This window comes from Saccharomonospora cyanea NA-134 (assembly GCF_000244975.1).
GTDB classification, from domain to species: Bacteria; Actinomycetota; Actinomycetes; order Mycobacteriales; family Pseudonocardiaceae; genus Saccharomonospora; species Saccharomonospora cyanea.
Map to the genome: position 1 here is coordinate 432,038 of NZ_CM001440.1, position 21,980 is coordinate 454,017.

Here is a 21,980-nt window from a genome sequence, read left to right on the forward strand (position 1 = left end):
CCGTGGCTGCCGCCGCGTCCGGTAGCCGTGGACGCGCCCCGGTAACCTGCCGTTCGTGCCATTGGATCCGAGTTTCGCCGGGCGCACGTATCCGCCCACCACCACGTACGAGGTCAGCCGCGCCAAGATCGCGGAGTTCGCCGACGCCATCGGTGACGACAACCCGCTGTACCGCGACCCCGAGGCGGCGAAGTCCGCGGGGTACCCGGACGTGATCGCGCCGCCGACGTTCCTCACGATCATCAACCTGACGTCGATCAACGCGATCGTCGCCGATCCCGAACTGGGCCTCGACTACTCGCGCATGGTCCATGGCGATCAGCGGTTCACCCACCACCGCCCCGTCCACGCGGGGGACGTGCTCCGGCTCACCACGCACATCGACAGCGTCTTCGCCCGCGCGGGCAACGACTTCCTGAACGTCCGCGCCGACGTCGAGACCACGGCCGGAGAGCCGGTGTGCACCACGCACGCGCAACTCGTCGTGAGGGGAGAGTGACCGTGTCCGAGACCACGGCCGGTGCCACGGTGAACGTCGGCGACGAGCTGCCGCCGCTGTCCGTGCACGTCACCCGTGACCAGCTCGTCCGATACGCGGGCGCGTCGCTGGACTTCAACCCGATCCACTGGAACGAGCGGTTCGCCACGGAGGTCGGGCTTCCCGGTGTGATCGCCCACGGGATGCTGACCATGGCCCTCGGAGGCCGGTTGGTGACCGACTGGCTGGGCGATCCCGGGCGACTCGTGGAGTACGGCGTGCGGTTCACCCGGCCGGTGGTGGTGCCCGACGACGACACGGGCGCGCTCGTCGAGTTCACCGGCAAGGTGGGCGAGGTGCGCGACGACGGCACCGCACGCATCGACGTCACGGCGAAGTTCGACGGCAGGACGGTGCTGGGCAAGGCACAGGCCGTCGTCCGGCTCTGAGGGCTCCGGGGCGGGGCTCAGCCTTCGCGTACCGCGGCGAGCACGGCGTCGGCGATGGCACGTTCCCCCCGTGCGGTGGGGTGCAGGGGCGCGGCTCCGGTGGTGGATTCCAGCCCCTCGATCCAGCGCTCGCCCTCCGGTGCGCACAGGTGGTGGTCCGCCGTGGCCGACGCCGTGTCGACGAACTCCGCGCCGTGGGTGTTGGCCTGCTGTTCCAGCACGTGGTTGAGCAGGTCCAGGCCCTCGCGCAGAGCGGCCAGGTCGCCGGGGGAGTGGGGCAGCACGTCGGCACACACCGCCGGGTCGTCCGGCAGGATCGTCGGGTAACCCACCACGAGGACGCGCGCCTCGGGCACCTTGTCCCTGATGCCCTCGACCACCGACGCGACGGCGGACACGGTGTTGGCGACGCGGTCGCCGACGGCGACGCTCTCGCTGCACTCGCCGCCGTCGGCCGCCACCTCGCCGCACTGGGCCGCCAGCTCCACGAGGCCGACGTCGTTGCCGCCGATGCCCACCGTCACCAGCGTCGTGTCAGAGGTGACCGCCGAAAGCTGGGGCGGGTTGGTGCCGTCAGTGGTCTGCTGGGGTCGGGTGAGGTGTTCGGTGGTGGCGCCTCCACAGCTGACGTCGGTGAACGACTCCGCGCCCACCTCGGCCGCGACCAGCCGCGGATAGTTGTTGTCAGACCGTTCGCAGCCTTCCGGTGACCCCACGGGGCGGCCGGTGCCGGGTGCGGCCGTGTAGGAGTCGCCGAGCGCGACGTAGTGCACCGGCTCCTGCCTGCCCTGTGGTTCGTCGTCGGTGCGTGCCACGTTCCCGCCGGCGCACGCCACTGCCAGCGCCGCCACGGCCACCGTTACGAGTCCTGCTCGTCCACGCACACTCGATTTCTATCAGTCGGCTCGGTTCTGAGCCCGCCGAACGAGGTCGTTCACGAGTCCCGCGGCCTCGTCCGGGTGGTCCACGGTGGCGATCACCCGGCGGTTCGAGCTCAGGGTGAGCACCAGCGCCGCGCCGCTCCGGCACTTGAAGGCCACGTCACCGGAGGAGTTCGTCCGTACCCCGAGGCCACCGCCACCGAGAAGCGTGAGCGACTCCGTGCTCGCCGAAGTGATCTCGGCGAGCGGGACGGTCCTCCGCGGGTAGCCCAGCGCGCCCATGCGGATCGTGACGGCCGTGGCGTCGACGGTCACGTGTACCCGGGCGGTGCCGACAGCGGCGAGAACCCCGATCCCCAGGGGCACCAGATAGGTGCTCCACGCGGCAGTCGTCCCGCTCAGCGCGCCGACGACGACCAGCACGACAGGCGGTACCGCGACGCAGAGCACCGCCAACCCGGCGTTCGTCGCGGTACCCACCCACGCGGCACGCTCGCCAGGGTTCAGGCCGGCGCTCTCGGAACCCACCGCGACCGCGCTCCGCTTCGGTGGCACGTCGGGCGCGACGAGCCACGACACGACACCCGCTGCGACGCCGACACCCACGAGCACGATGATCGACAGCCCCGGGCCCGAGGCTTCCCGCCAGGAGGGTGCGTCGAGGGTGGCGATCACGGACGTCACGAGGCCCGCCACGGGCACCACGACCAGTCCCGAGGCCAGTCCGACCAGCGGTGGATACGAACCGCGTCCGGTGCGCAGCAGCACGAGGGCGACGACCGTGAGGACGACAGCCAGTGCGAGTGTGGCGACGAGGGTCCAGGTCGTCAGCGCGTCGAGGCTCGTCGCGCCGTCGGGGGCGCCCGACGGGCCCCAGTGGGTGGCCACCTGCTCGGGCACGCGATCCGACCAGGCGCCGCGGAGGGCGAACGCCACGACGGCGAGCAGGGCGGGAACACCCAGCGTGGCCAGGACCACGCGAACGGGGACGCTTCTCACGAGAAATTCCTCCTCACGATCGTGACCAACTCCTCCACGCCCACGCCGGCGCGTCTGCTCTCGGCCACGAGTTCGGCGGCTAGCGCGGCCAGGCGGGCGTGGCCGTCGGACCGGCCCGTCACCACGGCCCCCCGCCTGCGGCGGAGGTCGATGATTCCCTCGTCCCGCAGCGTGCCGTACGCGCGCAGCACGGTGTGCACGTTGATGTCCAGCAGCTTCGCTAGTTCTCGCGCGGCAGGGAGGCTGTCGCCCGGCTTGAGGCGCTCTTCGGACAGCGCACGACGGACCGACGCGGCGACCTGCTCGTACAGCGGAGCCGTCGACGAAGGGTCGATACGGAAGAGCATAGTTCTAACTTTACTAGAACAATGGTGGCTTAATTCGGTCGCCCGCTCCGGACACGACGAAGCCCCCGAAACCGCCACAGCGGTCCGGGGGCTTCGCGTCAGGGACTGTGCGTTACTTCGCCTCGGAGAGGAGATCCGCCACTCGGGTGACGCCCTCCACGAGGTCCTTCTCGGCGAGCGCGTAGGAGAACCGGAAGTAGCCGGGCGTGCCGAACGCCTCGCCGGGCACGACGGCGACCTCCACCTCACGCAGGATCAGGTCGGCCAGCTCCACCGTGTCGGCGGGCCGCTGCCCCCGGATCTCCTTGCCGAGCACCGCCTTCACCGACGGGTACGCGTAGAACGCGCCCTCGGGCGTCGGGCACTCGACGTTCGGGATCTCCGACAGCATCGACACGATCTTCTTGCGGCGGGAGTCGAACGCCGCCCGCATCTCGTGGACCACGTCGAGCGGGCCCTCCACCGCGGCGAGCGCGGCGCGCTGGGAGACGTTGGCGACGTTGCCGCACAGGTGTGACTGGAAGCTCGACGCGGCCTTGATCACATCCTGGGGCCCCACGATCCAGCCGACGCGCCAACCCGTCATGGAGTAGGTCTTCGCCACGCCGTTGAGGATCAGCGTGCGGTCGGCCAGTTCCGGCACCACCGTGGGCAGTGACGCGGCCTTGACACCGTCGTACACGAGGTGTTCGTAGATCTCGTCGGTGATCACCCAGATGTCGTGCTCGGCCGCCCACCTGCCGATCGCCTCCACCTGCTCGCGGGTGTAGACGGCGCCGGTCGGGTTCGACGGCGAGTTGAACAGCAGCACCTTCGTGCGTTCGGTGCGCGCCGCCTCCAGCTGCTCGACCGTGACCCGGTAACCCGTGGACTCGTCGGCCGTGACCTGCACCGGCACACCGCCGGCAAGGGTGATCGACTCGGGGTAGGTCGTCCAGTAGGGGGCGAGCAGCAGGACCTCGTCGCCCGGGTCGAGCAGGGTGGCGAACGCCGAGTACACGGCCTGCTTGCCGCCGTTGGTCACGAGCACCTGGGACGCGTCGCACGAGAACCCGGAGTCCCGCAGCGTCTTCGCGGCGATGGCCTCGCGGAGCTCGGGAAGGCCCGCCGCCGCCGTGTAGCCGTGGTTGCCGCGGTCGCGCACCGCCGCCGCGGCGGCCTCGACGATGTACTCCGGTGTCGGGAAGTCGGGCTGCCCGGCGCCGAAGCCGATCACCGGCCGCCCCTCGGCCTTGAGCGCCTTCGCCTTCGCGTCGACGGCGAGCGTCGCGGACGGCGTGATGCCCGCGATGCGAGCGGACACTCGGGGACGGGAGCCGGAGGTGATGCTGTCGGATGTGGCCATGCCGACATTTTTTCACGGGTGGCGTTGTGCCAGGCAGCAGGCCTCCTCGAAGCGTCCTGGCCCCCTGCGACGGCCGTGGCGGAAGCGACTCGGCACGCCGTAACGAGGGCGTGGTTGCGAGTCACCGTCGGGCTTGCCGTAGACTGCTGAACTTGGAACGTACGGAACTGGCCCCACAGCCCCTGCGGGGCCGGTGAAGAACGTCCTTGTGAGTGGGTCACCGCTCGAAGGGGTGTAGCTCAACTGGCAGAGCAGCGGCCTCCAAAGCCGCAGGTTGCAGGTTCAAGTCCTGTCACCCCTGCGTTGACGTGTCAGGTGGAGCGGAGGAGTAGCTCGTGAGCGAGGACGGGGAGAAGGACAAGGAGAGGGCGGCCGAGCGCCCTTCCCGTCCGGACACCGCCGCGGCTCGGCGCGCACGGCGTGCCTCCGCTGACCCGACGGGCACACCAGCGAAGACCGACTCCGGGGCGCGAGCCGGGAAGAGTGCGGAGTCCGCCAAGCGGCCCGCGCCCAAGGGGAAGACTTCGGAAAAGCTCGCCAAGCCGGAAGGCAAGGGCGCGCCGACGCCGAAGCGGAACCGCAGGGAAACGAAGAAGGGCTCGCCGTTCGCGCGCCTCGGTCGCTTCATCCGCGAGGTTTGGGGCGAGCTGCGCAAGGTCATCTGGCCGACGCGCAAGCAGATGGTCACCTACACCACGGTGGTGCTGCTCTTCCTGGTGTTCATGGTGGCTCTCGTCGCCGGACTCGACTTCGTGTTCCTTGAGGGCGTCGACGTCGTCTTCGGCGACTAGGTGGCCTGATTCCTCGCGGGTGGCGGCGTCCACGCGGCGCCCGCGACCACCACACGCGATCAACTGAGAGGACGGAAAGTGACCTCCGAGAACGGCTCAGGAGCCGGTCAGGACCTGACTGGTCTCTCCGAGGAGCAGGCGTTCGCCGCCGTCGGCGACACGGGCTCGGATGCCACCGAGACCGCCGAGGTGCCGGAAGCCGCCGAGGCCCGGCAGCCTGCGGAGACTTCCGAAGCTTCGGAGGCCGACGCCGCCGCCGACGTGCAGGTGGAGGACGAGGACCCGGTCGCGAAGCTGCGTGAGGAACTGCGTTCCCTACCCGGCGAGTGGTACGTCGTGCACTCCTACGCCGGATACGAGAACAAGGTCAAGAACAACCTCGAGACCCGGCGGCAGACGCTGGACGTCGAGGACTACATCTTCCAGATCGAGGTGCCCACCGAAGAGGTCACCGAGATCAAGAACGGGCAGCGCAAGATCGTGCAGCGGAAGGTGCTGCCCGGTTACATCCTGGTCCGGATGGAGCTCAACGACGCCTCGTGGAGCGCGGTGCGCAACACGCCCGGCGTCACCGGCTTCGTCGGAGCCACCTCCCGTCCCTCGCCGTTGGGTCTCGAGGACGTCCTGAAGTTCCTCGCCCCGAAGGTCGAGAAGCCGGAACCGGCGAAGGCGGGCAAGGGCGAGGCCGCAGCGGCCGAGCAACCCGCCGCCACGGGTGCGGTCGAGGTGGACTTCGAGGTCGGCGAGTCCGTCACGGTCATGGACGGCCCGTTCGCCACGCTGCCCGCCACGATCAGCGAGGTCAACGCGGACGCCCAGAAGCTGAAGGTCCTGGTGTCGATCTTCGGCCGGGAGACGCCGGTCGAGCTGTCGTTCACCCAGGTCTCCAAGATCTGACGACCGAGAGCGCTCGGTCGCAGGCAAAGCCTCACGCCATGGCAGGGGCGTGGGGACGAGCGACACTGAACAGGAACGAAGAATGCCACCCAAGAAGAAGAAGCTTGCAGCGATCATCAAGCTGCAGATCCAGGCGGGTGCTGCGAACCCGGCTCCTCCCGTCGGCCCGGCGCTGGGTCAGCACGGCGTCAACATCATGGAGTTCTGCAAGGCCTACAACGCCGCGACCGAGTCGCAGCGCGGCAACGTGGTGCCGGTCGAGATCTCCGTGTACGAGGACCGCTCGTTCGACTTCAAGCTCAAGACTCCGCCCGCCGCGAAGCTGCTGCTGAAGGCCGCCGGTGTCGAGAAGGGCAGCGGCGAGCCCCACAAGACGAAGATCGGCAAGGTCACCTGGGATCAGATCCGCGAGATCGCCGAGACCAAGAAGGCCGATCTCAACGCGAACGACGTCGACCAGGCCGCCAAGATCATCGCCGGTACCGCTCGCTCGATGGGCATCACGGTCGAGTGATCACCGGTGCGTCGGCGGCCGTCGCGGGCCGTCACACCACCTGTGGAAGGGCCACGCGCTGACCCGCACCACAACTGATCCGCCACGAACTGCTGAAGGACAGAACATGACCAAGCGCAGCAAGGCCTACCGTCAGGCCGCAGAGCTGATCGACCGCGAGCGGCTGTACTCGCCGCTGGAGGCCGCGAAGCTCGCCAAGGAGACCTCCAAGATCAAGATGGACGCCACCGTCGAGGTCGCGATGCGGCTCGGCGTGGACCCCCGCAAGGCCGACCAGATGGTCCGCGGCACCGTGAACCTGCCGCACGGAACGGGTAAGACCGTCCGCGTCATCGCCTTCGCGACCGGTGACAAGGCCGCCGAGGCCGAAGCCGCCGGTGCCGACGCGGTCGGCTCCGATGACCTGATCGAGCGCATCCAGGGTGGCTGGCTCGACTTCGACGCCGCGATCGCGACTCCGGACCAGATGGCGAAGGTGGGCCGCGTCGCCCGCATTCTCGGCCCGCGTGGCCTGATGCCGAACCCCAAGACGGGCACCGTGACCCCGGCCGTGGGCAAGGCCGTCGCCGACATCAAGGGCGGAAAGATCAGCTTCCGCGTCGACAAGCAGGCCAACCTGCACATGGTGATCGGCAAGGCATCGTTCGACATCGAGAAGCTGGTGGAGAACTACGCCGCCGCGCTCGACGAGGTGCTGCGGGCCAAGCCGGCGTCCTCGAAGGGCCGCTACCTGAAGAAGGTCACCTTCTCCACGACCATGGGTCCGGGCATCCCCGTGGACCCGGCTCGTACGCGCAACCTCCTGGCCGAGGAGGTCAGCGTCTGACGAGCAGCTGACATCCGGGGCGGTCATCCTGCGGGGTGGCCGCCCCGTCGTCGTTTCGGAAGGGTGCCTGTCGAACGAGGTCAGTTGCCTCTGGTCGCTGTCGTGGTGCCGGTTGCCGGGCAGGTCGTGGGCCCGGGTTCGTGGCCGGTGATCAGCCACTGGCCCATTTCGACCTCGGTGACCTCGAACACCCCGAGTGCGGGGCCGCCTTTCACCGCGAAGTCGCAGGAGTCGATGCGGACCGTCGTGGCACCGGGTTCGTACCAGCGCGGGAAGATCGACTCCGCGTAGTCGTTGACGTGCGTCACCTGTTCGTGCAGTGCCAGCACGGCCGCGCGGCAGTCGGGGTGGCCGGTGTTGACCGCGAAACGCTGCTGGATGCCGCGGTCGTTGTCGAAGTGCCCGCACGCCTCGGCGATCAACGGCCGGTTGGTGCTGGGGTCCTCCTGCGCGATGGCGTCGTAGACCTTGCGTACCGCCTCGTGCGGCTCCTTCGCCAGCAGCTCCTCGGTGTGGTAGGTGCCTCCGCCCATGCGGGCCGCGGCCTCGGTGCTGTTGTTGTCGTCGTCGGAGCCGAAGAGCTCGTTGAACGCCCAGGTGGCGAAGATGGCGAGCAGGAGGAAGAAGACGACCCAGCCGAGGATCTTCCTGCCGAGCCACTGGAGCCATCCCGGCACCCTGCGGGTGCGGGGCGCGGGTGGGGGCGGCGCGACGACGTCCGTACCGGTGGTGGTGCTGAGTTGGCCGGGTTGCGCCTGGTGCCCGGCGGCTTGCTGGTGGCGCATGAACTGCTGGAACTGTTGGAACTGCTGGAATTCCCGGAACTGGCGTAGTTGTTCGGGGTCGAGTTCCGGGGCGGCCGGGGTGAGGTCCGTGCCCGGGTCGTCGGGCACGATCTCGATCTCGTCGTCCGGCCGGCCGGGCGTTGCGTCTCCTCGCTGCTCCACCACGTCACCCATGATGCCTGCTCGCACACGATTCGTGGCCGGTGGAAGCCGGATTTCCCTGCGAACATCCGTACGGGAAGTGCGGACACACGTGCGCAACCTGCGGACACGCGTGCACCGGTTACGGACACGGTGTGGGTTCGTCCGGTGGGGTGGTGGTTCGGCGGTTCTCGGTGGCGCGTATGCTGGTCGACGGTTCTACCGAAGACCGCTGGTCTTTCCCGCGCCGGGCGTGGGAAACGAAGGTCCCGTACAGCGACGGGCGGCCTGCGCAGGGGGACGAGGCAGAAGTCGATGCGAGCGTGGACAGCTAGCTGTCCGGGTTCGTGTGGTACGCCCCGCGCCTGCTGCGCTGGGGCGTTTTGTCGTTTGTGGGGGTCCGGGCCCGCCGGTGGTCACCTAAGCCAAGAGAGGAGGCGACCATGGCGAAGCCCGACAAGGTTGCGGCCGTCGCCGAGATCGCGGACCGGTTCCGCAACAGCTCGGCTGCCGTCGTCACCCAGTACAGCGGCCTCTCCGTGTCCCAGCTCAGCGAGCTGCGCCGCGCTCTCGGCGACACCGCCAACTACCGGGTCGCGAAGAACACCCTCGTCAAGCGTGCCGCCGCCGAGGCGGGCGTCGAGGGGCTCGACGAACTGTTCGTCGGCCCCACGGCCATCGCGTTCGTCGAGGGCGAGCCGGTCGAGGCCGCGAAGGCGATCCGCGACTTCGCGAAGGACAACAACGCCCTCGTGATCAAGGGCGGCTACATGGACGGCAAGGCCCTCTCGGTCGGCGAGATCGAGCGGATTGCCGACCTGGAGAGCCGCGAGGTGCTGCTCGCCAAGACGGCGGGTGTGCTGAAGGCGAAGCTGTCCCAGGCCGCCGCGCTGTTCCAGGCCCCGGCGTCGCAGGTCGCGCGTCTGGCCGCAGCGCTGGAGGACAAGCGCAAGTCCGAAGGCGGCGCCGACGAGGCTGCCGAGAGCTGACCACCACTCACCCGACTCACCACCCACGAGTCCGCAACAGGAAGGAACGCCATCATGGCGAAGCTGAGCACCGACGAACTGCTCGACGCTTTCAAGGAGCTGACGCTGCTTGAGCTGTCCGAGTTCGTGAAGAAGTTCGAGGAGACCTTCGACGTCACCGCCGCCGCCCCGGCCGCCGTCATGGCCGCTCCGGGTGCCGCCGCTGGTGCCGCCGCTCCGGCGGAGGAGGAGAAGGACGAGTTCGACGTCGTCCTCGAGGGCGCTGGCGACAAGAAGATCCAGGTCATCAAGGTCGTGCGCGAGGTCGTCTCCGGCCTGGGCCTGAAGGAGGCCAAGGAGCTCGTCGAGAGCGCCCCGAAGCCGCTGCTCGAGAAGGTCGACAAGGAGGCCGCCGAGGCCGCCAAGGAGAAGCTCGAGGCCGCCGGCGCGAAGGTTTCGCTCAAGTGAGCTAGCGCACTTCGCTGAAAAGGCGGGTCGTTCGTCGGAAGACGAGTGACCCGCCTTTTTTGTTTTCACCCGGTCGTGGGTTAGTGTGCTGCGAGCCACGATCCCGCAGCGTGAACCGCTCCTGTCGAAACTGATGAGTAACCTGCTCGCCTTCGACTCGTTGCACGTTGTTGACGCGCCGTGAAAACACTCCGGGAGGTGCGATGGGTGCCGAGGTGGTCATCGAAGGGCTGAGCAAGTCCTTCGGCAAGCACACCATCTGGCGTGACGTCACGCTGACACTGCCACCCGGTGAGGTGTCGGTGATGCTCGGGCCCTCGGGTACCGGTAAGTCCGTGTTCCTCAAGTCCATGATCGGCTTGTTGAAACCGGACAGAGGCAAGTGTGTGATCAATGGCGTGGACATCGTGAGATGTTCGGAACGCAAGCTCTACGAGACGCGGAAGCTGTTCGGAGTGCTGTTCCAGGACGGCGCGCTGTTCGGCTCGATGAACCTCTACGACAACGTCGCCTTCCCGTTGCGTGAGCACACGAAGAAATCCGAGACCGAAATTCGCAGGATCGTTCTCGAAAAGCTGGAGATGACGGGTTTGTCCGGCGCGGAGCGGAAGCTGCCGGGCGAGATCTCCGGCGGTATGCGCAAGCGGGCCGGTCTGGCGAGGGCGCTCGTGCTCGACCCGGAGATCATTCTCGTCGACGAGCCGGACTCCGGCCTCGACCCGGTGCGCACCACCTACATCTCGCAGCTCTTCATCGACGTCAACGCCCAGAGCGACGCCACGTTCCTCATCGTGACCCACAACATCAACCTTGCGCGGACGGTGCCGGACAACCTCGGCATGCTGTACCGCAAGGAGCTGGTGATGTTCGGCCCCCGCGAGGTGCTGCTCACCAGCGAGGAGCCCGCGGTCAAGCAGTTCCTCAACGGCCGCATGGACGGGCCGATCGGAATGTCGGAGGAGAAGGACTCGGCCACGCTCGCCGCGGAGCGCGCGATGTTCGAGGCAGGCCACCACGCGGGCGGGGTCGAGGAGGTCACGGGGGTGCCGCCACAGCTGCAACCGACCCCCGGGCTGCCGGAGCGGCAGGGCGCGCGGCGGCGCAAGGACCGCGTGATGCGGATCCTGCACACTCTGCCGGAGGCCGCGCGGGAGTCCATCATCGCCTCGCTCACGCCGGAGGAGCAGCGCCGCTACGGAGTCCACAGTGCACGAGCGCACCAGCCCGACCTGGTAGGTGTGCAGCGCGGGAGCCTGCCCACCGGTGAGGTCGCCCAACTGCCGGACTCCCAGTGGACCCAGCCGATCCAGCCCGGCGCCGACACCGTGACCCGACGACTACCCCCGCACCAGCAAGGAAACTCATGAGCTCACCGGCCTCGACGGCCAGGATTCCCGGACTCGGGATGCTGCGCGAGACCGGGAGGTTGTTCGCGCTCGGTCTCGACGTGGCGCGTGGCGTGTTCCAGCGGCCGTTCCAGTTCAGGGAGTTCATCCAGCAGGCGTGGTTCATCGCCAGCGTGACGATCCTGCCGACGGCGCTGGTGGCGATCCCGTTCGGTGCGGTCATCTCGATGCAGTTCGGATCGCTGGCGAAGCAACTCGGCGCGCAGTCTTACACGGGCGCGGGCAGCGTGCTCGCGACGGTGCAGCAGGCGAGCCCGCTCGTGGTGGCGTTGCTCGTGGCGGGTGCGGGCGGCTCGGCGATCTGCGCCGACATCGGTGCGCGCACGATCCGCGAGGAGATCGACGCCATGGAGGTGCTCGGCGTCTCGGCCGTGCAGCGTCTCGTGGTGCCGAGGGTGCTCGCGTGCATGTTCGTCGCGGTGCTGCTGAACGGCATGGTGAGCGTCATCGGTGTGCTCGGCGGTTACTTCTTCAACGTCGTGCTGCAGGACGGCACACCGGGCGCTTACCTGGCGAGTTTCTCGGCGCTCGCGCAGCTGTCCGACCTGTGGATCGGTGAGATCAAGGCGCTGATCTTCGGTTTCATCGCCGCGGTCGTCGCCGCCTACCGGGGGCTGAACCCCCCGCCCGGCCCGAAGGGCGTCGGTGACGCGGTGAACCAGTCCGTCGTCATCACGTTCCTGCTGCTGTTCGTGGTCAACACGGTGATCACGCTCATCTACCTGCAGCTCGTCCCCTCGAAGCTGGACTGAACCGATGGCCCGCCTGTTCCAGAACGTGAAGAACCTCGCCAACCGTCCACTGACGACGTTGGACATGCTCGGCGACCAGATGTCGTTCTACCTGCGCGCTCTCGCGTGGGCGCCCAGGGCGATCCGCCGCTACGGCAGGGAGGTGCTGAGACTTCTCGCGGAGGTCAGCTTCGGCTCGGGGTCACTGGCGGTGATCGGCGGCACGGTCGGTGTGATGGTCGGGCTGACACTGTTCACGGGTGTCCTCGTGGGCCTCCAGGGCTTCTCGGCGCTGGACTCCATCGGCACGTCGGCGTTCACGGGCTTTCTGACGTCGTTCTTCAACACCAGGGAGATCGCGCCGCTGGTGGCGGGTCTGGCGTTGTCGGCGACGGTGGGTGCGGGGTTCACCGCCCAGCTCGGTGCGATGCGGATCTCGGAGGAGGTCGACGCGTTGGAGGTGATGGGGGTGCCGAGCCTGCCCTACCTCGTGACGACGCGCATCATCGCCGGGTTCGTGGCCGTGGTCCCGTTGTACGTGATCGGGTTGCTCAGCTCGTACCTGGCGTCGAGAACCGTGGTGGTCTATCTGTACGGGCAGTCGGCGGGGACGTACGACCACTACTTCGACCTGTTCCTGCCCCCGGAGGACGTGTTCTACTCCTTCGTCAAGGTGCTGATCTTCAGCGTGCTGATCATTCTGATGCACTGCTACTACGGATACCGGGCCACCGGTGGACCCGCCGGCGTCGGCATCGCGGTCGGGCGGGCCGTCCGGCTGTCGATCGTCACGGTGGCCGTGGTCAACTTCTTCATCGGTTTCGCCATCTGGGGTACCGACACGACGGTGAGGATCGCGGGATGAGCTCGACGGTGGCGACGATTCGTCGCAGGCTGCTCGGACTGCTGCTGGTGGGCATCCTCGTCGGCGGCATCGCGTTGAGCGTGGCCGTCTACAACCGGGCGTTCAGCGACCACGTGACCGTGCGACTGCAGGCCGGGGCCATCGGAAACCAGCTCGCACGGGACTCCGACGTGAAGGTGCGAGGACTGATCGTCGGCCGTGTCGGCGAGATCGAGGTGACGCCCACGGGCGGTGCGGAGCTGGTGCTGCACCTCGACCCGGAGCACGCCGAACTGGTGCCGGCCAACGTGTCGGCGAGGTTTCTGCCGAAGACGTTGTTCGGTGAGCGCTACGTCGACCTGACCATTCCCGAGCAGCCCGCACGGTCGAGCCTCGCCGACGGCGACGTGATCACGCAGGACCGCACCGAGGACGCGGTGCGGTTGGAGCAGGCGCTCGACAACCTGCTGCCGGTGTTGAAGGCCGTACAGCCCGAGAAGCTGTCCAGCACCCTGTCGGCGATCTCCACGGCACTGGAGGGCAGAGGCGAACAACTCGGTGAGACGTTGTCCGAACTGGGCGACTACCTGCGGGAGCTGAACCCGCACGTGCCGAGACTGCAGGAGAACCTGCGGGAGCTGGCGGAGTTCTCCGGCAACCTCTCCGACGTCGCCCCGGACCTGCTGGCCACGCTCGACAACCTCAGCACCACCAGCCGGACGATCGTCGACCAGAGCTTCGGCCTCGACACGCTGTACCGCACGGTGACGACGGCGTCGAGCGACCTGGACGCGTTCCTCGACGCCAACGGGCCCAACATCATCAGTCTGGGGGAGACCGCGAGGCCCACGGCGGAACTGCTGGCCAAGTACGCGCCCTCCTATCCGTGCTTCCTCGGGCAGATGGCGGAACTCGTGCCGAGGATCGACGAGTCGTTCGGCAAGGGCACGAACAAACCAGGTCTCCACGCCACTCTGGAGATCACTGTGGACCGGGGCCCGTACAGGGCGGGGCAGGACGAGCCCGAGTACGGCGACAAACGCGGGCCGCGTTGCTACGCGATGGAGGAGTACCCCGACCCGTTCCCACAGCATCCGCCGGACGGCCCGCTGCGGGACGGCAGCGTGCCCCCGCCCGCGGCGCGGTCGACCGCGACCGGGCTCAACGACTCGGCGGCGGGCGGTGGCGCGGCCCCCGCGGGCAACCCCGCCAACACCGCGGGCGAGCACGCGCTGGTGGCGCAGCTCGCGGGTCCGAGGGTGGGGCTCGGGCCGTCCGAGGTTCCCGCCTGGGGCTCGTTGCTGGTGGCCCCCCTCTATCGGGGAGCGGAGGTGACGGTCGAGTGAGCCGGACAGCCGCCGAGGACCGACTGCGCAGCCGCGAGGAGGTGAGCGTGTGAAGGGGCTCGCCGCACCACTGGTGAAGCTCGGTGTCTTCGTGACCACCACCGTGGTGTTCACCGCCCTGCTCGGCCTGAGCATCGCGGGCATGAACACCTCGGACACCGACACGTACCGGGCGCGGTTCACCGACGCCACGTCGGTGCTCGCGGGTGACGACGTGCGTATCGCGGGCGTGCGGGTGGGCCAGGTGGCCGACGTCCGGATCGTCGACCGCAGGATCGCGGAGGTCGAGTTCGAACTGGACAGTGGCCGCACGCTCCCGGGCAACGTCGTGGCCGCCATCAAGTTCCGCAACCTCGTCGGCCAGCGCTACCTGTCGCTGGAACGCGGTGACGGACCGCCGAGGGGGACCCTCGAGAAGGGTGGGACCATCCCGCTGGAGAACACCCGGCCCGCCGTCGACCTCACCGAGTTGTTCAACGGCTTCAAACCGCTGTTCCAGGCCCTGTCGCCCGAGGACGTGAACACGCTGTCCTACGAGATCGTCCGGGTGCTCCAGGGCGAGGGCGGCACCGTCGAGAGCCTGCTCGCCCACACCGCGTCGCTCACCACCACCATCGCCGAGAAGGACCAGGTCATCGGCGAGGTGATCGACAACCTCAACCAGGTGCTGCACACGCTGAACGAACGCACCCCGCAGCTGTCCCAGCTCATCAGCAGGCTCCAGGAGTTCGTGTCGGGACTCGCGAGCGACCGCGAACCCATCGGCGAGGCCATCGACTCCATCGGCGACCTCACCCAGACCACGGCGGGCCTGCTGGAGGAGGCACGGAAGCCGCTGCGCGAGGACATCGACGCGCTCGGCGACCTCGCGAGCAACCTCAACGACCACGAGGAGGTCGTCGAGCACTTCATCCAGTACCTGCCGGAGAAGGTCAGCAGGCTGTCGTCCACAGCGGACTACGGGTCGTGGCTGAACTTCTTCCTGTGCGAAGCGAAGGGCAACATCAGCATCACCGGCCTCGGCGACAGGCCGGTCTCGCTGCCGATGCTGCCGGCCAACCGGAGTCGGTGCCTGTCATGACCAGTTTCTCCAAGCGCAACCCCGTGCCGATCGCGCTCGTCGGGCTCACGCTGATGCTGCTCGGCACGCTCGCGGCCCTCAACTCCGACGACCTGCCGCTGGTCGGCGGCGGCACCACCTACCGTGCGGAGTTCAGCGAGGCCGCCGGGCTGCGGACCGAAGACGAGGTGCGCATCGCGGGCGTGAAGGTCGGCGAGGTCACCGACATCGAGCTCGAAGGCGCGAAGGTGCTGGTGTCGTTCAAGGTCTCGGACGCCTGGCTCGGCGACCGCACCACCGCCGCCATAAAGATCAAGACCCTGCTGGGGCAGAAGTACCTCGCTCTCGACCCCGTCGGCGAGAACACTCTCGACCCCAGCGAGACCATCCCGCTCGAACGCACGGCCGCGCCCTACGACGTGCTCGAAGCGTTCCGGGACCTGTCCTCGACGGTCGACGAGATCGACGTCGACCAGCTCGCGCAGAGCTTCGACGTCCTGTCGGAGACGTTCGACGACACCCCCGACGACGTGCGCGGCGCGCTGGACGGCCTTTCGAAGCTGTCCGACACCATCGCCTCGCGGGACGCCCAGCTCTCCGAACTGCTCGACGGCACCCGGAAGGTCAGCCAGACCCTCGCCGACCGGGACGCCGAACTCGCCACCCTCATCGAGGACGGCAACGCGCTTCTGGAAGAGCTGTCCGCCCGCGAGGAGGCCATCCGCGCGATGCTGGACGGCACCCGCGAGCTGTCGGAACAGCTGCGCGGGCTCGTCGACGACAACAACGAGCAACTCGACCCCGTGCTCGAACAACTCGACAAGCTCACCGACATGTTGGAGCGCAACCAGGAATCGCTGTCCGAGGGCATCGAGAACTTCGCGCCGTTCGTGCGGGTCTTCAACAACACCATCGGCAACGGCCGCTGGTTCGACAACTACATCTGCGGCCTGCTCCTGCCGTCCATCGGCCCGTTGAACGAAGAGGGGTGCAACGCGCGATGACCGACACCCGTCTCGGACTGAAGCTCGCTCGAGGTGTCGCCGCCGCGTGCGTGCTCGGGCTCGTCGTGGCCACGGCCCTGTGGTGGACCATGAAGGACGCGGGCTCCAAGCACGTCACCGCATACTTCACCGAGGCCATCGGCCTGTACGAAGGCAACAGCGTCCGCGTCCTCGGCGTCGAGGTGGGGGAGGTGACCTCCGTCCGGCCCGAGGGCGACCGCGTCCGGGTCGACATGACCTACGACCGCGAGTTCGCCGTCCCCGCCGACGCGGGCGCCGTCCTCGTCGCACCCGCCCTGGTGTCCGACCGCTACGTGCAGCTCACCCCCGCCCACACCGGCGGGGAGGAACTCGACGACGGCGCGATCATTCCGCTGTCCCGCACCGCCGTGCCCCTGGAGATCGACGAACTCGGCGAGAGCCTCAGCCGCGTGTCCGAGGCACTCGGACCGAACGGCGCCAACGCGGACGGCTCGCTGTCGGACCTGCTCGACACCGCCGCCGCGAACCTCGACGGCAACGGCAAGGCCCTGCACGAGTCCATCACCAAACTCGGGCAGGCCGCGGGAACCCTGTCCGGCAACTCCGAGGACCTCTTCGTCACCGTCGAGAACCTCGCGAAGCTGTCCGGAACCCTCGCCGAGAGCGACGATCAGGTGCGCCGGTTCGAGCAGCAGCTCGCCGACGTCAGCGACTTCCTCGCCGCCGAACGCGACAACCTCGCGGCCACGGTCTCCGAACTCGGCACCACGCTTGCCACCGTCGACGACTTCATCAACGACAACCGCGACCGCGTGAGGTCGAACGTCGGCAAGCTGGCCGACATCACCCAGGTGCTCGTGGAACAGCGCGCCGCGCTGGCGGAGACACTCGACATCGCCCCACTCGCGCTCGGCAACCTCGCCAACACCTACAACGCCGCGTCGGGCACCCTCGACGCCCGGCCCAACATGAACGAACTCACCGAACCGCCGATCCTCATGGTCTGCAACCTGCTCAGGCAGACACCCGAGGCACTCGACGCGCTCGGCGACCTCTGTGCCGAGGTCGGGGGTGTCCTCGACGGCGCCGTGCAGCTGCCGTCCCTGGCCGAGTCGGTGAACGCCCTGAACAAGGGCAAGTTGCCACCGCTGCCGCTCCCGCTGGTCGGGCAGCTCACGGGCTCGGAAGGGCGGTGACGAACCTGATGACGCTGATGACGAGGCGGATGCGCACCACCCTCGCCGCGGCGGGGGTCGCCACACTCCTGGCGACCGGAGGATGCAGCGGTTTCACCGGCGCCCACGACATCCCCCTGCCCGGCGGCGCGGACCTCGGCGACGACCCCTACACCGTACGAATCCACTTCCGCGACGTACTCGACCTCGTGCCGCAGGCCGGCGTCCGGGTGGGCGAGGTGCCCGTCGGCGCCGTCGAGGAAGTCAGGCTGGCGGACGACGGGTGGACGGCCGAGGTGGTGGTCTCCGTCAACGGAGACGTCGAACTGCCCTCGGGCGCCATCGCCAACCTGCGCCAGTCCAGCCTGCTCGGCGAGAAGTACGTCGAACTCGCCGCGCCCGCCGAGGGCGAGGTCGACCCACACGGTGGGCGGCTCTCCGACGGCGACCTCATCCCCGTCGAACGCACCAACCGCAGCGTCGAGGTCGAGGAGGTCCTCGGCGCGCTGTCCATGCTGCTCAACGGCGGCGGCGTCGAACAGCTCAACACGATCACCAGGGAACTGGGCGCCGCGCTGGAGGGCAACTCGCCCGACATCAAGGCGCTGCTACGCAACGCCGAGGAACTCGTGAAGGCGCTCGACGAGCAGTCGGGCGACATCACCTCCGCGCTCGACGCGCTCAACCGGCTGTCGGCCACCCTCAACTCCCAGCGCGACAAGATCGCCGTCGCCGTCGAGGACCTGAGCCCCGGCCTCGAGGTCCTCGAACGCCAGAGGGACCAGCTCGTCGACATGCTGGGCGCGCTCGACGGACTGTCCGAGGTGGCCGTCGAGACCGTCAACGCAGGCCAGGAAGACCTCGTGGCCAACCTCGAAGCCCTGCTGCCCACACTGCGCAAGCTCGCCGAAGCCGGGGCAGACCTGCCCAACGCCCTGGAACTCATGCTCACCTACCCGTTCACCGACGCGGCGGCCGAAGGGGTCAAGGGCGACTACATGAACCTCTACCTCGAACTCGACCTGAACCTGAAGGAGATCCTCGCCAACCTCGGCCGCAGCAGGCAGAACCCGCTGCAGAACCTGCCGATCGTCGGCGACCTCACCAACCCCCGCGAGACCGACCCCGACGACACGTCGTCGCTGCTGCCGCTGCCGGGAGACGAGGGCTACGGTGACTCCGGCGACTCCGGTGACTCCGGCGGAGACGGCGACGCCGGCGGCCTCGGCGGGCTGCTCGAGGACATCGTCGGAGGTGGCCGCTGATGCTCGTGCGCAAGACCCGGATCCAACTCGTCGCCTTTCTCGTCATCTCCGTCCTGGCCATCGGCTACGCGCTCGTGCGCTTCACCGACATCGAGAAGACGTTCGGCTCCGGTGGCTACACCGTCCACCTCGAGATGTCCGACTCCGGCGGCATCTTCACCGGCGCGGAGGTCACCTACCGCGGCTACAACATCGGCGAGGTCGGCAGGCTCAGCCTCACCGCCGACGGCCTGTCGGCAGCCCTGCTCATCGACGCCGACGCCCCGCCGGTACCGAGGAAACTCCACGCGGCCGTCGCCAACCGCTCCGCGGTCGGGGAGCAGTACGTCGACCTGCGGCCCGTCACCGACGACGGCCCGTACCTCGCCGACGGCGACGTCATCCCGGCCGACAGGGTCGACACCCCCGTCCCCGCCCAGGACATCATCACCGACCTCGACAGCCTCGCCTCCTCGGTGCCGACCGAGTCGTTGCGCACGGTGGTCGACGAGTCCTACCAGGCGTTCAGCGGCACCGGTCGCCACCTCCAGACGCTGCTGGACACCACCGGCGAGTTCACCCGCGTCGCCAGGGAGTACCTGCCGCAGACGGTGCGGTTGCTGGAGGACGGCACCACGGTCCTGCGCACCCAGAACGACCTGAGCACGCACATGCGGTCCTTCAGCTCCGACCTGAAGGACCTCTCACAGACGCTCAAGGACTCCGACGGCGACCTCCGCGAACTCATCAGGACCGCCCCCGAGGCGGCCACCACCGTCAGCGAGGTGCTCGCGGAGTCCGGCCCCGACCTGAGCACCCTGCTGGCCAACCTCCTGACCACGTCCAACGTCCTCGTCACCCGACTCGACGGGCTGGAACAGGCCTTCGTCAGCTACCCCGTCGTCGCGGCGGGCGCGTACAGCGTGACGCCCGGAGACGGCACCGCCCACCTCGGACTCGTACTCAACCTGTTCAACCCGCCCTCGTGCACGAAGGGCTACCGTCCCCCCGAGGAATACCGGCCCGGCAACGAGACAAGTCCGCGCGAGCCGTACGCCGACGCCTACTGCGCCGAACCGGAAGGCAGTCCCATCGCGGTGCGGGGCTCGCAGAACGCCCCGTTCAACGGCGTTCCCGTGGCGCCGACCGAGCAGCAGGTGCAGGCCAACAGCGACCGTGACTCCGAACAACTGGAGTTCCTGCGGCGGAGCGCGCTCGGCCTCGCGAAGGAGGACGCCCTGTCGATCACCAGCCTGCAACAGCTCGTGGGCGTGGAGGACTGAACAGGCCGGCCCGCAGAACTCACCCCGACAACACCCACCCCGAGCCAGTCTGGAGTGCCATGAGTTCGGACGAGCAGCGGCCGGAACCGGACGAGCACGAAACCCGCCCGTCCGCCGGCACCGAGCACGACGACAGCGAAGCCGACACCGAGTCGCACGAGCGCACCCCCGGCCCGGACGGGGAGCCGGCTGGAGAGCAGGACGCCGAACCCGACCCCGGTCCCGAACCCACCGCCGAACGTCCCGAGCGCCCCGGACCGCCCCGGGCGCTCGTGTTCGTGGCCGCAGCACTGGCCTCGGCCGCACTCGTGGTCGCCGTCGTCTTCGGGGCCCTGTGGCAGAGTGCCGCGAGCAGCGACGACGTGGAGATCGCCGAGTCCCGGGAAGCCGTCGTGGCGGCGGCGAGCAGAGCGGTGGTGGCCTTCACCGGACTCGACTCGGAGAACCCCGACGAGTACTTCCGCAGGCAGAAGGAGATCGCCACGGGCCGTCTGCTGGAGGAGATCGCGAAGACCGAGCAGGAGTACCGCGAGCCCATCAGCAAGGCCGGAACCAGGGTGGAGTCCCGGGTGGCGGACGTGGCCGTCGAGGAGCTCAACGTCCACGAGGGCAAGGCGCTCGCCCTGGCCGTCGTCGAGCTCGACGTCACGCAGAAGCAGGACAGCGGCACGAAGACGCTGCGGATGCAGTTGCAGCTCGAACGCGACCCGAACGCGGGTGACGCCGGGCACCAGCCGTGGAAGGTGTCGGGCATCTCGCCGGTCCCCTACGGCGCCAGCAGCTGACCCGTGGCCTTTCGGCCCTCCCGCAGCATCCGCCGCACGATCCGAGTCAGGAGATCTCCCGAAATGCCTCCCTCCCGGCGCCGCATCCCAGCTCCACAGCCGCCCGTTCCGGCCCGCCGCCCCAGGGTGGCGGGACTGCGCAAGCCGTCCCCGACGAAGCGCTCCCCGGAACCCGCCGAGACCACCGAGACCACCGAGACCACCGAGACCAACGAGCCCACCGGGACCACCGGGACCACCGGGACCAACGGAGCCCCGGGCACTCCTGACACCGGGTCCGGAACCGGTGAGGCGGACGAGACCCGCACCGAACACACCCGAGCACCGGAACCGGTCGAGTCCGGCGAACCCGAGCCCGTGACGCCCGTGACGTCCGACGACGAGCTGCCGAAGCAGGAGGCCGGACGTGACAAGCCGAGCCCACGGCCCAAAACGCGCGACCGGGGCACGGCACGGCCGACCGACGCCGACCAGGTCGACGTCACCGACGAGGACGCCGAGGCAGCCGTCCCGAGGACGGGCCGGGACTCCGGACGAGAGGACTCGGACAGCGTGGAGGAGACCTCCCGCTCGCGCCGGGCGGGCTACCCCGTGCTGGCTGCCCTGCTCGCGGCCACGCTCGTGTTGTCGGGCCTCGCCGTGTTCTTCAAGGTGAAGCACGGTGAGGCCACGGAGCTGACCGCCAACACGGCGATGGTCGACGTGGCGTCGACCGCCGAGGTCAAGCAGGCGATGCAGGACGCCGCGCAGCGCCTGTTCTCGGTCAACTACCAGGACATGGGCGCCACCGACGAGGCCGCCGACCGTTTCCTCGCGAGCGAGGAGGTCCGGCGCACCTACGACGCCCTCATGGGCGACTACCGGCAGCAGGCCACGGAGCAGAAGATCGTCGTCACCACCACGGCGGTCCGCAGTGCTGTGGTACTCCTCGATGGCGACCGTGCCAGGGTCATGGTCTACGTTGATCAGATGGCGACCCGGGCGGGCAGCGAGCAGCCGATGGGCGGCCCGGCCGCCATGTGGTTCGAAGCCGAGCGTCGGGACGGCGCGTGGAAGGTCGCCGACCTGAACGTCTACGGTGCCAGTCAGTCCGATACTCGATCGGGGGCGGCTCCGGCGGAGGCCGAACCGTCGTCGTCGCAGGCAGGAGATTCGACGGAGGGTAACTGACGCTGCGCCAACCGGTGGTCAACCGTTGAAGGATGCTTGACTCAGCGTCCTCGGGGGTTCA

At 68.8% G+C, this 21,980-nt stretch carries 24 protein-coding genes and 1 tRNA gene; 20 read left to right on the forward strand and 5 right to left on the reverse strand.

Translation table 11 applies throughout. The annotated features are described in order from the left end of the window. Positions 1 to 55: 55 nt before the first annotated feature. Together SACCYDRAFT_RS02210 and SACCYDRAFT_RS02215 are read left to right on the forward strand one after the other, a co-directional pair. The gene (locus tag SACCYDRAFT_RS02210; protein WP_005453179.1) at positions 56 to 499 is read left to right on the forward strand and encodes a MaoC family dehydratase N-terminal domain-containing protein; all 444 of its coding nucleotides are present in this window, start codon (positions 56 to 58) and stop codon (positions 497 to 499) included. Positions 500 to 501: 2 nt separating this feature from the next. Continuing rightward, positions 502 to 927 (forward strand): MaoC family dehydratase, encoded by a 426-nt coding sequence (locus tag SACCYDRAFT_RS02215; RefSeq protein WP_043536996.1) that lies wholly within the window; start codon positions 502 to 504, stop codon positions 925 to 927. Between the two features lie 17 nt (positions 928 to 944). Here the strand turns inward: SACCYDRAFT_RS02215 and SACCYDRAFT_RS02220 are convergent, their stop codons facing one another. The 4 genes from SACCYDRAFT_RS02220 to SACCYDRAFT_RS02235 form a co-directional block, all read right to left on the reverse strand. Further along, entirely contained in the window at positions 945 to 1,784 is an 840-nt protein-coding gene (locus SACCYDRAFT_RS02220; protein ID WP_005453181.1) for an SGNH/GDSL hydrolase family protein, read from the reverse strand. A 39-nt stretch (positions 1,785 to 1,823) separates the two neighbouring features. Next, positions 1,824 to 2,807, reverse strand: coding sequence for a DUF1648 domain-containing protein (locus SACCYDRAFT_RS02225; protein WP_005453182.1), 984 nt, complete (start codon positions 2,805 to 2,807; stop codon positions 1,824 to 1,826). Beyond that, a complete protein-coding gene (locus SACCYDRAFT_RS02230; protein ID WP_005453183.1) occupies positions 2,804 to 3,154 on the reverse strand; it encodes a GntR family transcriptional regulator in 351 nt (116 codons plus the stop codon). The genes SACCYDRAFT_RS02225 and SACCYDRAFT_RS02230 overlap by 4 nt, the downstream gene beginning before the upstream one ends. A 112-nt stretch (positions 3,155 to 3,266) precedes the next feature. Continuing rightward, positions 3,267 to 4,499, reverse strand: coding sequence for a pyridoxal phosphate-dependent aminotransferase (locus SACCYDRAFT_RS02235; protein WP_005453184.1), 1,233 nt, complete (start codon positions 4,497 to 4,499; stop codon positions 3,267 to 3,269). A 228-nt stretch (positions 4,500 to 4,727) separates the two neighbouring features. On the opposite strand from SACCYDRAFT_RS02235, the gene SACCYDRAFT_RS02240 reads away from it, so the two are divergent. The 5 genes from SACCYDRAFT_RS02240 to rplA all read left to right on the forward strand — a co-directional run bounded on the left by SACCYDRAFT_RS02240 (position 4,728) and on the right by rplA (position 7,527). Then, positions 4,728 to 4,800 (forward strand) — tRNA-Trp (locus SACCYDRAFT_RS02240). Between the two features lie 34 nt (positions 4,801 to 4,834). Then, complete coding sequence (gene secE, locus SACCYDRAFT_RS02245) at positions 4,835 to 5,290, forward strand: preprotein translocase subunit SecE (protein WP_005453185.1); 456 nt, start codon at positions 4,835 to 4,837, stop codon at positions 5,288 to 5,290. A gap of 78 nt (positions 5,291 to 5,368) precedes the next feature. Continuing rightward, complete coding sequence (gene nusG / locus SACCYDRAFT_RS02250; RefSeq protein WP_005453186.1) at positions 5,369 to 6,187, forward strand: transcription termination/antitermination protein NusG; 819 nt, start codon at positions 5,369 to 5,371, stop codon at positions 6,185 to 6,187. Between the two features lie 82 nt (positions 6,188 to 6,269). Continuing rightward, entirely contained in the window at positions 6,270 to 6,701 is a 432-nt protein-coding gene (gene rplK / locus SACCYDRAFT_RS02255; RefSeq protein WP_005453187.1) for a 50S ribosomal protein L11, read from the forward strand. Between the two features lie 106 nt (positions 6,702 to 6,807). Beyond that, positions 6,808 to 7,527 (forward strand): 50S ribosomal protein L1, encoded by a 720-nt coding sequence (gene rplA, locus SACCYDRAFT_RS02260; RefSeq protein WP_005453188.1) that lies wholly within the window; start codon positions 6,808 to 6,810, stop codon positions 7,525 to 7,527. 80 nt (positions 7,528 to 7,607) lie between these two features. On the opposite strand, the gene SACCYDRAFT_RS02265 is transcribed toward rplA, so the two are convergent. Continuing rightward, positions 7,608 to 8,486 carry a hypothetical protein gene (locus tag SACCYDRAFT_RS02265; RefSeq protein WP_005453189.1) on the reverse strand — a complete coding sequence of 293 codons (879 nt, stop codon included), beginning with the start codon at positions 8,484 to 8,486 and terminating at the stop codon, positions 7,608 to 7,610. 410 nt (positions 8,487 to 8,896) lie between these two features. Here SACCYDRAFT_RS02265 and rplJ point away from each other — a divergent pair, with 410 nt between their 5' ends. The 13 genes from rplJ (at position 8,897) to SACCYDRAFT_RS02330 (ending at position 21,919) form a co-directional block, all read left to right on the forward strand. Then, entirely contained in the window at positions 8,897 to 9,442 is a 546-nt protein-coding gene (gene rplJ, locus SACCYDRAFT_RS02270; RefSeq protein WP_005453190.1) for a 50S ribosomal protein L10, read from the forward strand. Positions 9,443 to 9,496: 54 nt separating this feature from the next. Continuing rightward, positions 9,497 to 9,889 carry a 50S ribosomal protein L7/L12 gene (gene rplL, locus SACCYDRAFT_RS02275; protein ID WP_005453193.1) on the forward strand — a complete coding sequence of 131 codons (393 nt, stop codon included), beginning with the start codon at positions 9,497 to 9,499 and terminating at the stop codon, positions 9,887 to 9,889. A 203-nt stretch (positions 9,890 to 10,092) separates the two neighbouring features. Then, on the forward strand, positions 10,093 to 11,256 hold the full coding sequence (locus SACCYDRAFT_RS02280; RefSeq protein ID WP_005453195.1) for an ABC transporter ATP-binding protein: 1,164 nt from the start codon (positions 10,093 to 10,095) through the stop codon (positions 11,254 to 11,256). Continuing rightward, positions 11,253 to 12,047 (forward strand): MlaE family ABC transporter permease, encoded by a 795-nt coding sequence (locus SACCYDRAFT_RS02285; RefSeq protein WP_005453196.1) that lies wholly within the window; start codon positions 11,253 to 11,255, stop codon positions 12,045 to 12,047. Before SACCYDRAFT_RS02280 ends, SACCYDRAFT_RS02285 begins: the two co-directional genes overlap by 4 nt. 4 nt (positions 12,048 to 12,051) lie before the next feature. Further along, positions 12,052 to 12,891, forward strand: a complete 840-nt coding sequence (locus SACCYDRAFT_RS02290; RefSeq protein WP_005453197.1) for an MlaE family ABC transporter permease — start codon at positions 12,052 to 12,054, stop codon at positions 12,889 to 12,891. Then, positions 12,888 to 14,216: an MCE family protein gene (locus tag SACCYDRAFT_RS02295; protein WP_005453198.1), complete on the forward strand. Its 1,329-nt coding sequence runs from the start codon at positions 12,888 to 12,890 to the stop codon at positions 14,214 to 14,216. Before SACCYDRAFT_RS02290 ends, SACCYDRAFT_RS02295 begins: the two co-directional genes overlap by 4 nt. A gap of 49 nt (positions 14,217 to 14,265) precedes the next feature. After that, a complete protein-coding gene (locus SACCYDRAFT_RS02300; protein ID WP_005453199.1) occupies positions 14,266 to 15,297 on the forward strand; it encodes an MCE family protein in 1,032 nt (343 codons plus the stop codon). Next, a complete protein-coding gene (locus SACCYDRAFT_RS02305; RefSeq protein ID WP_005453200.1) occupies positions 15,294 to 16,280 on the forward strand; it encodes an MCE family protein in 987 nt (328 codons plus the stop codon). The genes SACCYDRAFT_RS02300 and SACCYDRAFT_RS02305 overlap by 4 nt, the downstream gene beginning before the upstream one ends. Then, positions 16,277 to 17,458 carry an MCE family protein gene (locus SACCYDRAFT_RS02310; RefSeq protein ID WP_005453201.1) on the forward strand — a complete coding sequence of 394 codons (1,182 nt, stop codon included), beginning with the start codon at positions 16,277 to 16,279 and terminating at the stop codon, positions 17,456 to 17,458. The genes SACCYDRAFT_RS02305 and SACCYDRAFT_RS02310 overlap by 4 nt, the downstream gene beginning before the upstream one ends. 8 nt (positions 17,459 to 17,466) lie before the next feature. Beyond that, positions 17,467 to 18,702 (forward strand): MCE family protein, encoded by a 1,236-nt coding sequence (locus SACCYDRAFT_RS02315; RefSeq protein WP_005453202.1) that lies wholly within the window; start codon positions 17,467 to 17,469, stop codon positions 18,700 to 18,702. After that, positions 18,702 to 19,964 carry an MCE family protein gene (locus tag SACCYDRAFT_RS02320; protein WP_005453203.1) on the forward strand — a complete coding sequence of 421 codons (1,263 nt, stop codon included), beginning with the start codon at positions 18,702 to 18,704 and terminating at the stop codon, positions 19,962 to 19,964. The genes SACCYDRAFT_RS02315 and SACCYDRAFT_RS02320 overlap by 1 nt, the downstream gene beginning before the upstream one ends. A 59-nt stretch (positions 19,965 to 20,023) precedes the next feature. Continuing rightward, on the forward strand, positions 20,024 to 20,749 hold the full coding sequence (locus SACCYDRAFT_RS02325; protein WP_005453206.1) for a hypothetical protein: 726 nt from the start codon (positions 20,024 to 20,026) through the stop codon (positions 20,747 to 20,749). A 63-nt stretch (positions 20,750 to 20,812) separates the two neighbouring features. After that, complete coding sequence (locus tag SACCYDRAFT_RS02330; RefSeq protein ID WP_005453209.1) at positions 20,813 to 21,919, forward strand: hypothetical protein; 1,107 nt, start codon at positions 20,813 to 20,815, stop codon at positions 21,917 to 21,919. Positions 21,920 to 21,980 lie beyond the last annotated feature (61 nt).

Coding starts and splice junctions, on each gene's coding strand:
- SACCYDRAFT_RS02230 (WP_005453183.1), bottom strand. CDS start 3,154: ATGCTCTTCCGTATCGACCCTTCGTCGACGGCTCCGCTGTACGAGCAG.
- SACCYDRAFT_RS02235 (WP_005453184.1), bottom strand. CDS start 4,499: ATGGCCACATCCGACAGCATCACCTCCGGCTCCCGTCCCCGAGTGTCC.
- rplK (WP_005453187.1), top strand. CDS start 6,270: ATGCCACCCAAGAAGAAGAAGCTTGCAGCGATCATCAAGCTGCAGATC.
- rplA (WP_005453188.1), top strand. CDS start 6,808: ATGACCAAGCGCAGCAAGGCCTACCGTCAGGCCGCAGAGCTGATCGAC.
- SACCYDRAFT_RS02265 (WP_005453189.1), bottom strand. CDS start 8,486: ATGGGTGACGTGGTGGAGCAGCGAGGAGACGCAACGCCCGGCCGGCCG.
- rplJ (WP_005453190.1), top strand. CDS start 8,897: ATGGCGAAGCCCGACAAGGTTGCGGCCGTCGCCGAGATCGCGGACCGG.
- rplL (WP_005453193.1), top strand. CDS start 9,497: ATGGCGAAGCTGAGCACCGACGAACTGCTCGACGCTTTCAAGGAGCTG.
- SACCYDRAFT_RS02280 (WP_005453195.1), top strand. CDS start 10,093: ATGGGTGCCGAGGTGGTCATCGAAGGGCTGAGCAAGTCCTTCGGCAAG.
- SACCYDRAFT_RS02285 (WP_005453196.1), top strand. CDS start 11,253: ATGAGCTCACCGGCCTCGACGGCCAGGATTCCCGGACTCGGGATGCTG.
- SACCYDRAFT_RS02290 (WP_005453197.1), top strand. CDS start 12,052: ATGGCCCGCCTGTTCCAGAACGTGAAGAACCTCGCCAACCGTCCACTG.
- SACCYDRAFT_RS02295 (WP_005453198.1), top strand. CDS start 12,888: ATGAGCTCGACGGTGGCGACGATTCGTCGCAGGCTGCTCGGACTGCTG.
- SACCYDRAFT_RS02305 (WP_005453200.1), top strand. CDS start 15,294: ATGACCAGTTTCTCCAAGCGCAACCCCGTGCCGATCGCGCTCGTCGGG.
- SACCYDRAFT_RS02310 (WP_005453201.1), top strand. CDS start 16,277: ATGACCGACACCCGTCTCGGACTGAAGCTCGCTCGAGGTGTCGCCGCC.
- SACCYDRAFT_RS02315 (WP_005453202.1), top strand. CDS start 17,467: ATGACGCTGATGACGAGGCGGATGCGCACCACCCTCGCCGCGGCGGGG.
- SACCYDRAFT_RS02320 (WP_005453203.1), top strand. CDS start 18,702: ATGCTCGTGCGCAAGACCCGGATCCAACTCGTCGCCTTTCTCGTCATC.
- SACCYDRAFT_RS02325 (WP_005453206.1), top strand. CDS start 20,024: ATGAGTTCGGACGAGCAGCGGCCGGAACCGGACGAGCACGAAACCCGC.
- SACCYDRAFT_RS02330 (WP_005453209.1), top strand. CDS start 20,813: ATGCCTCCCTCCCGGCGCCGCATCCCAGCTCCACAGCCGCCCGTTCCG.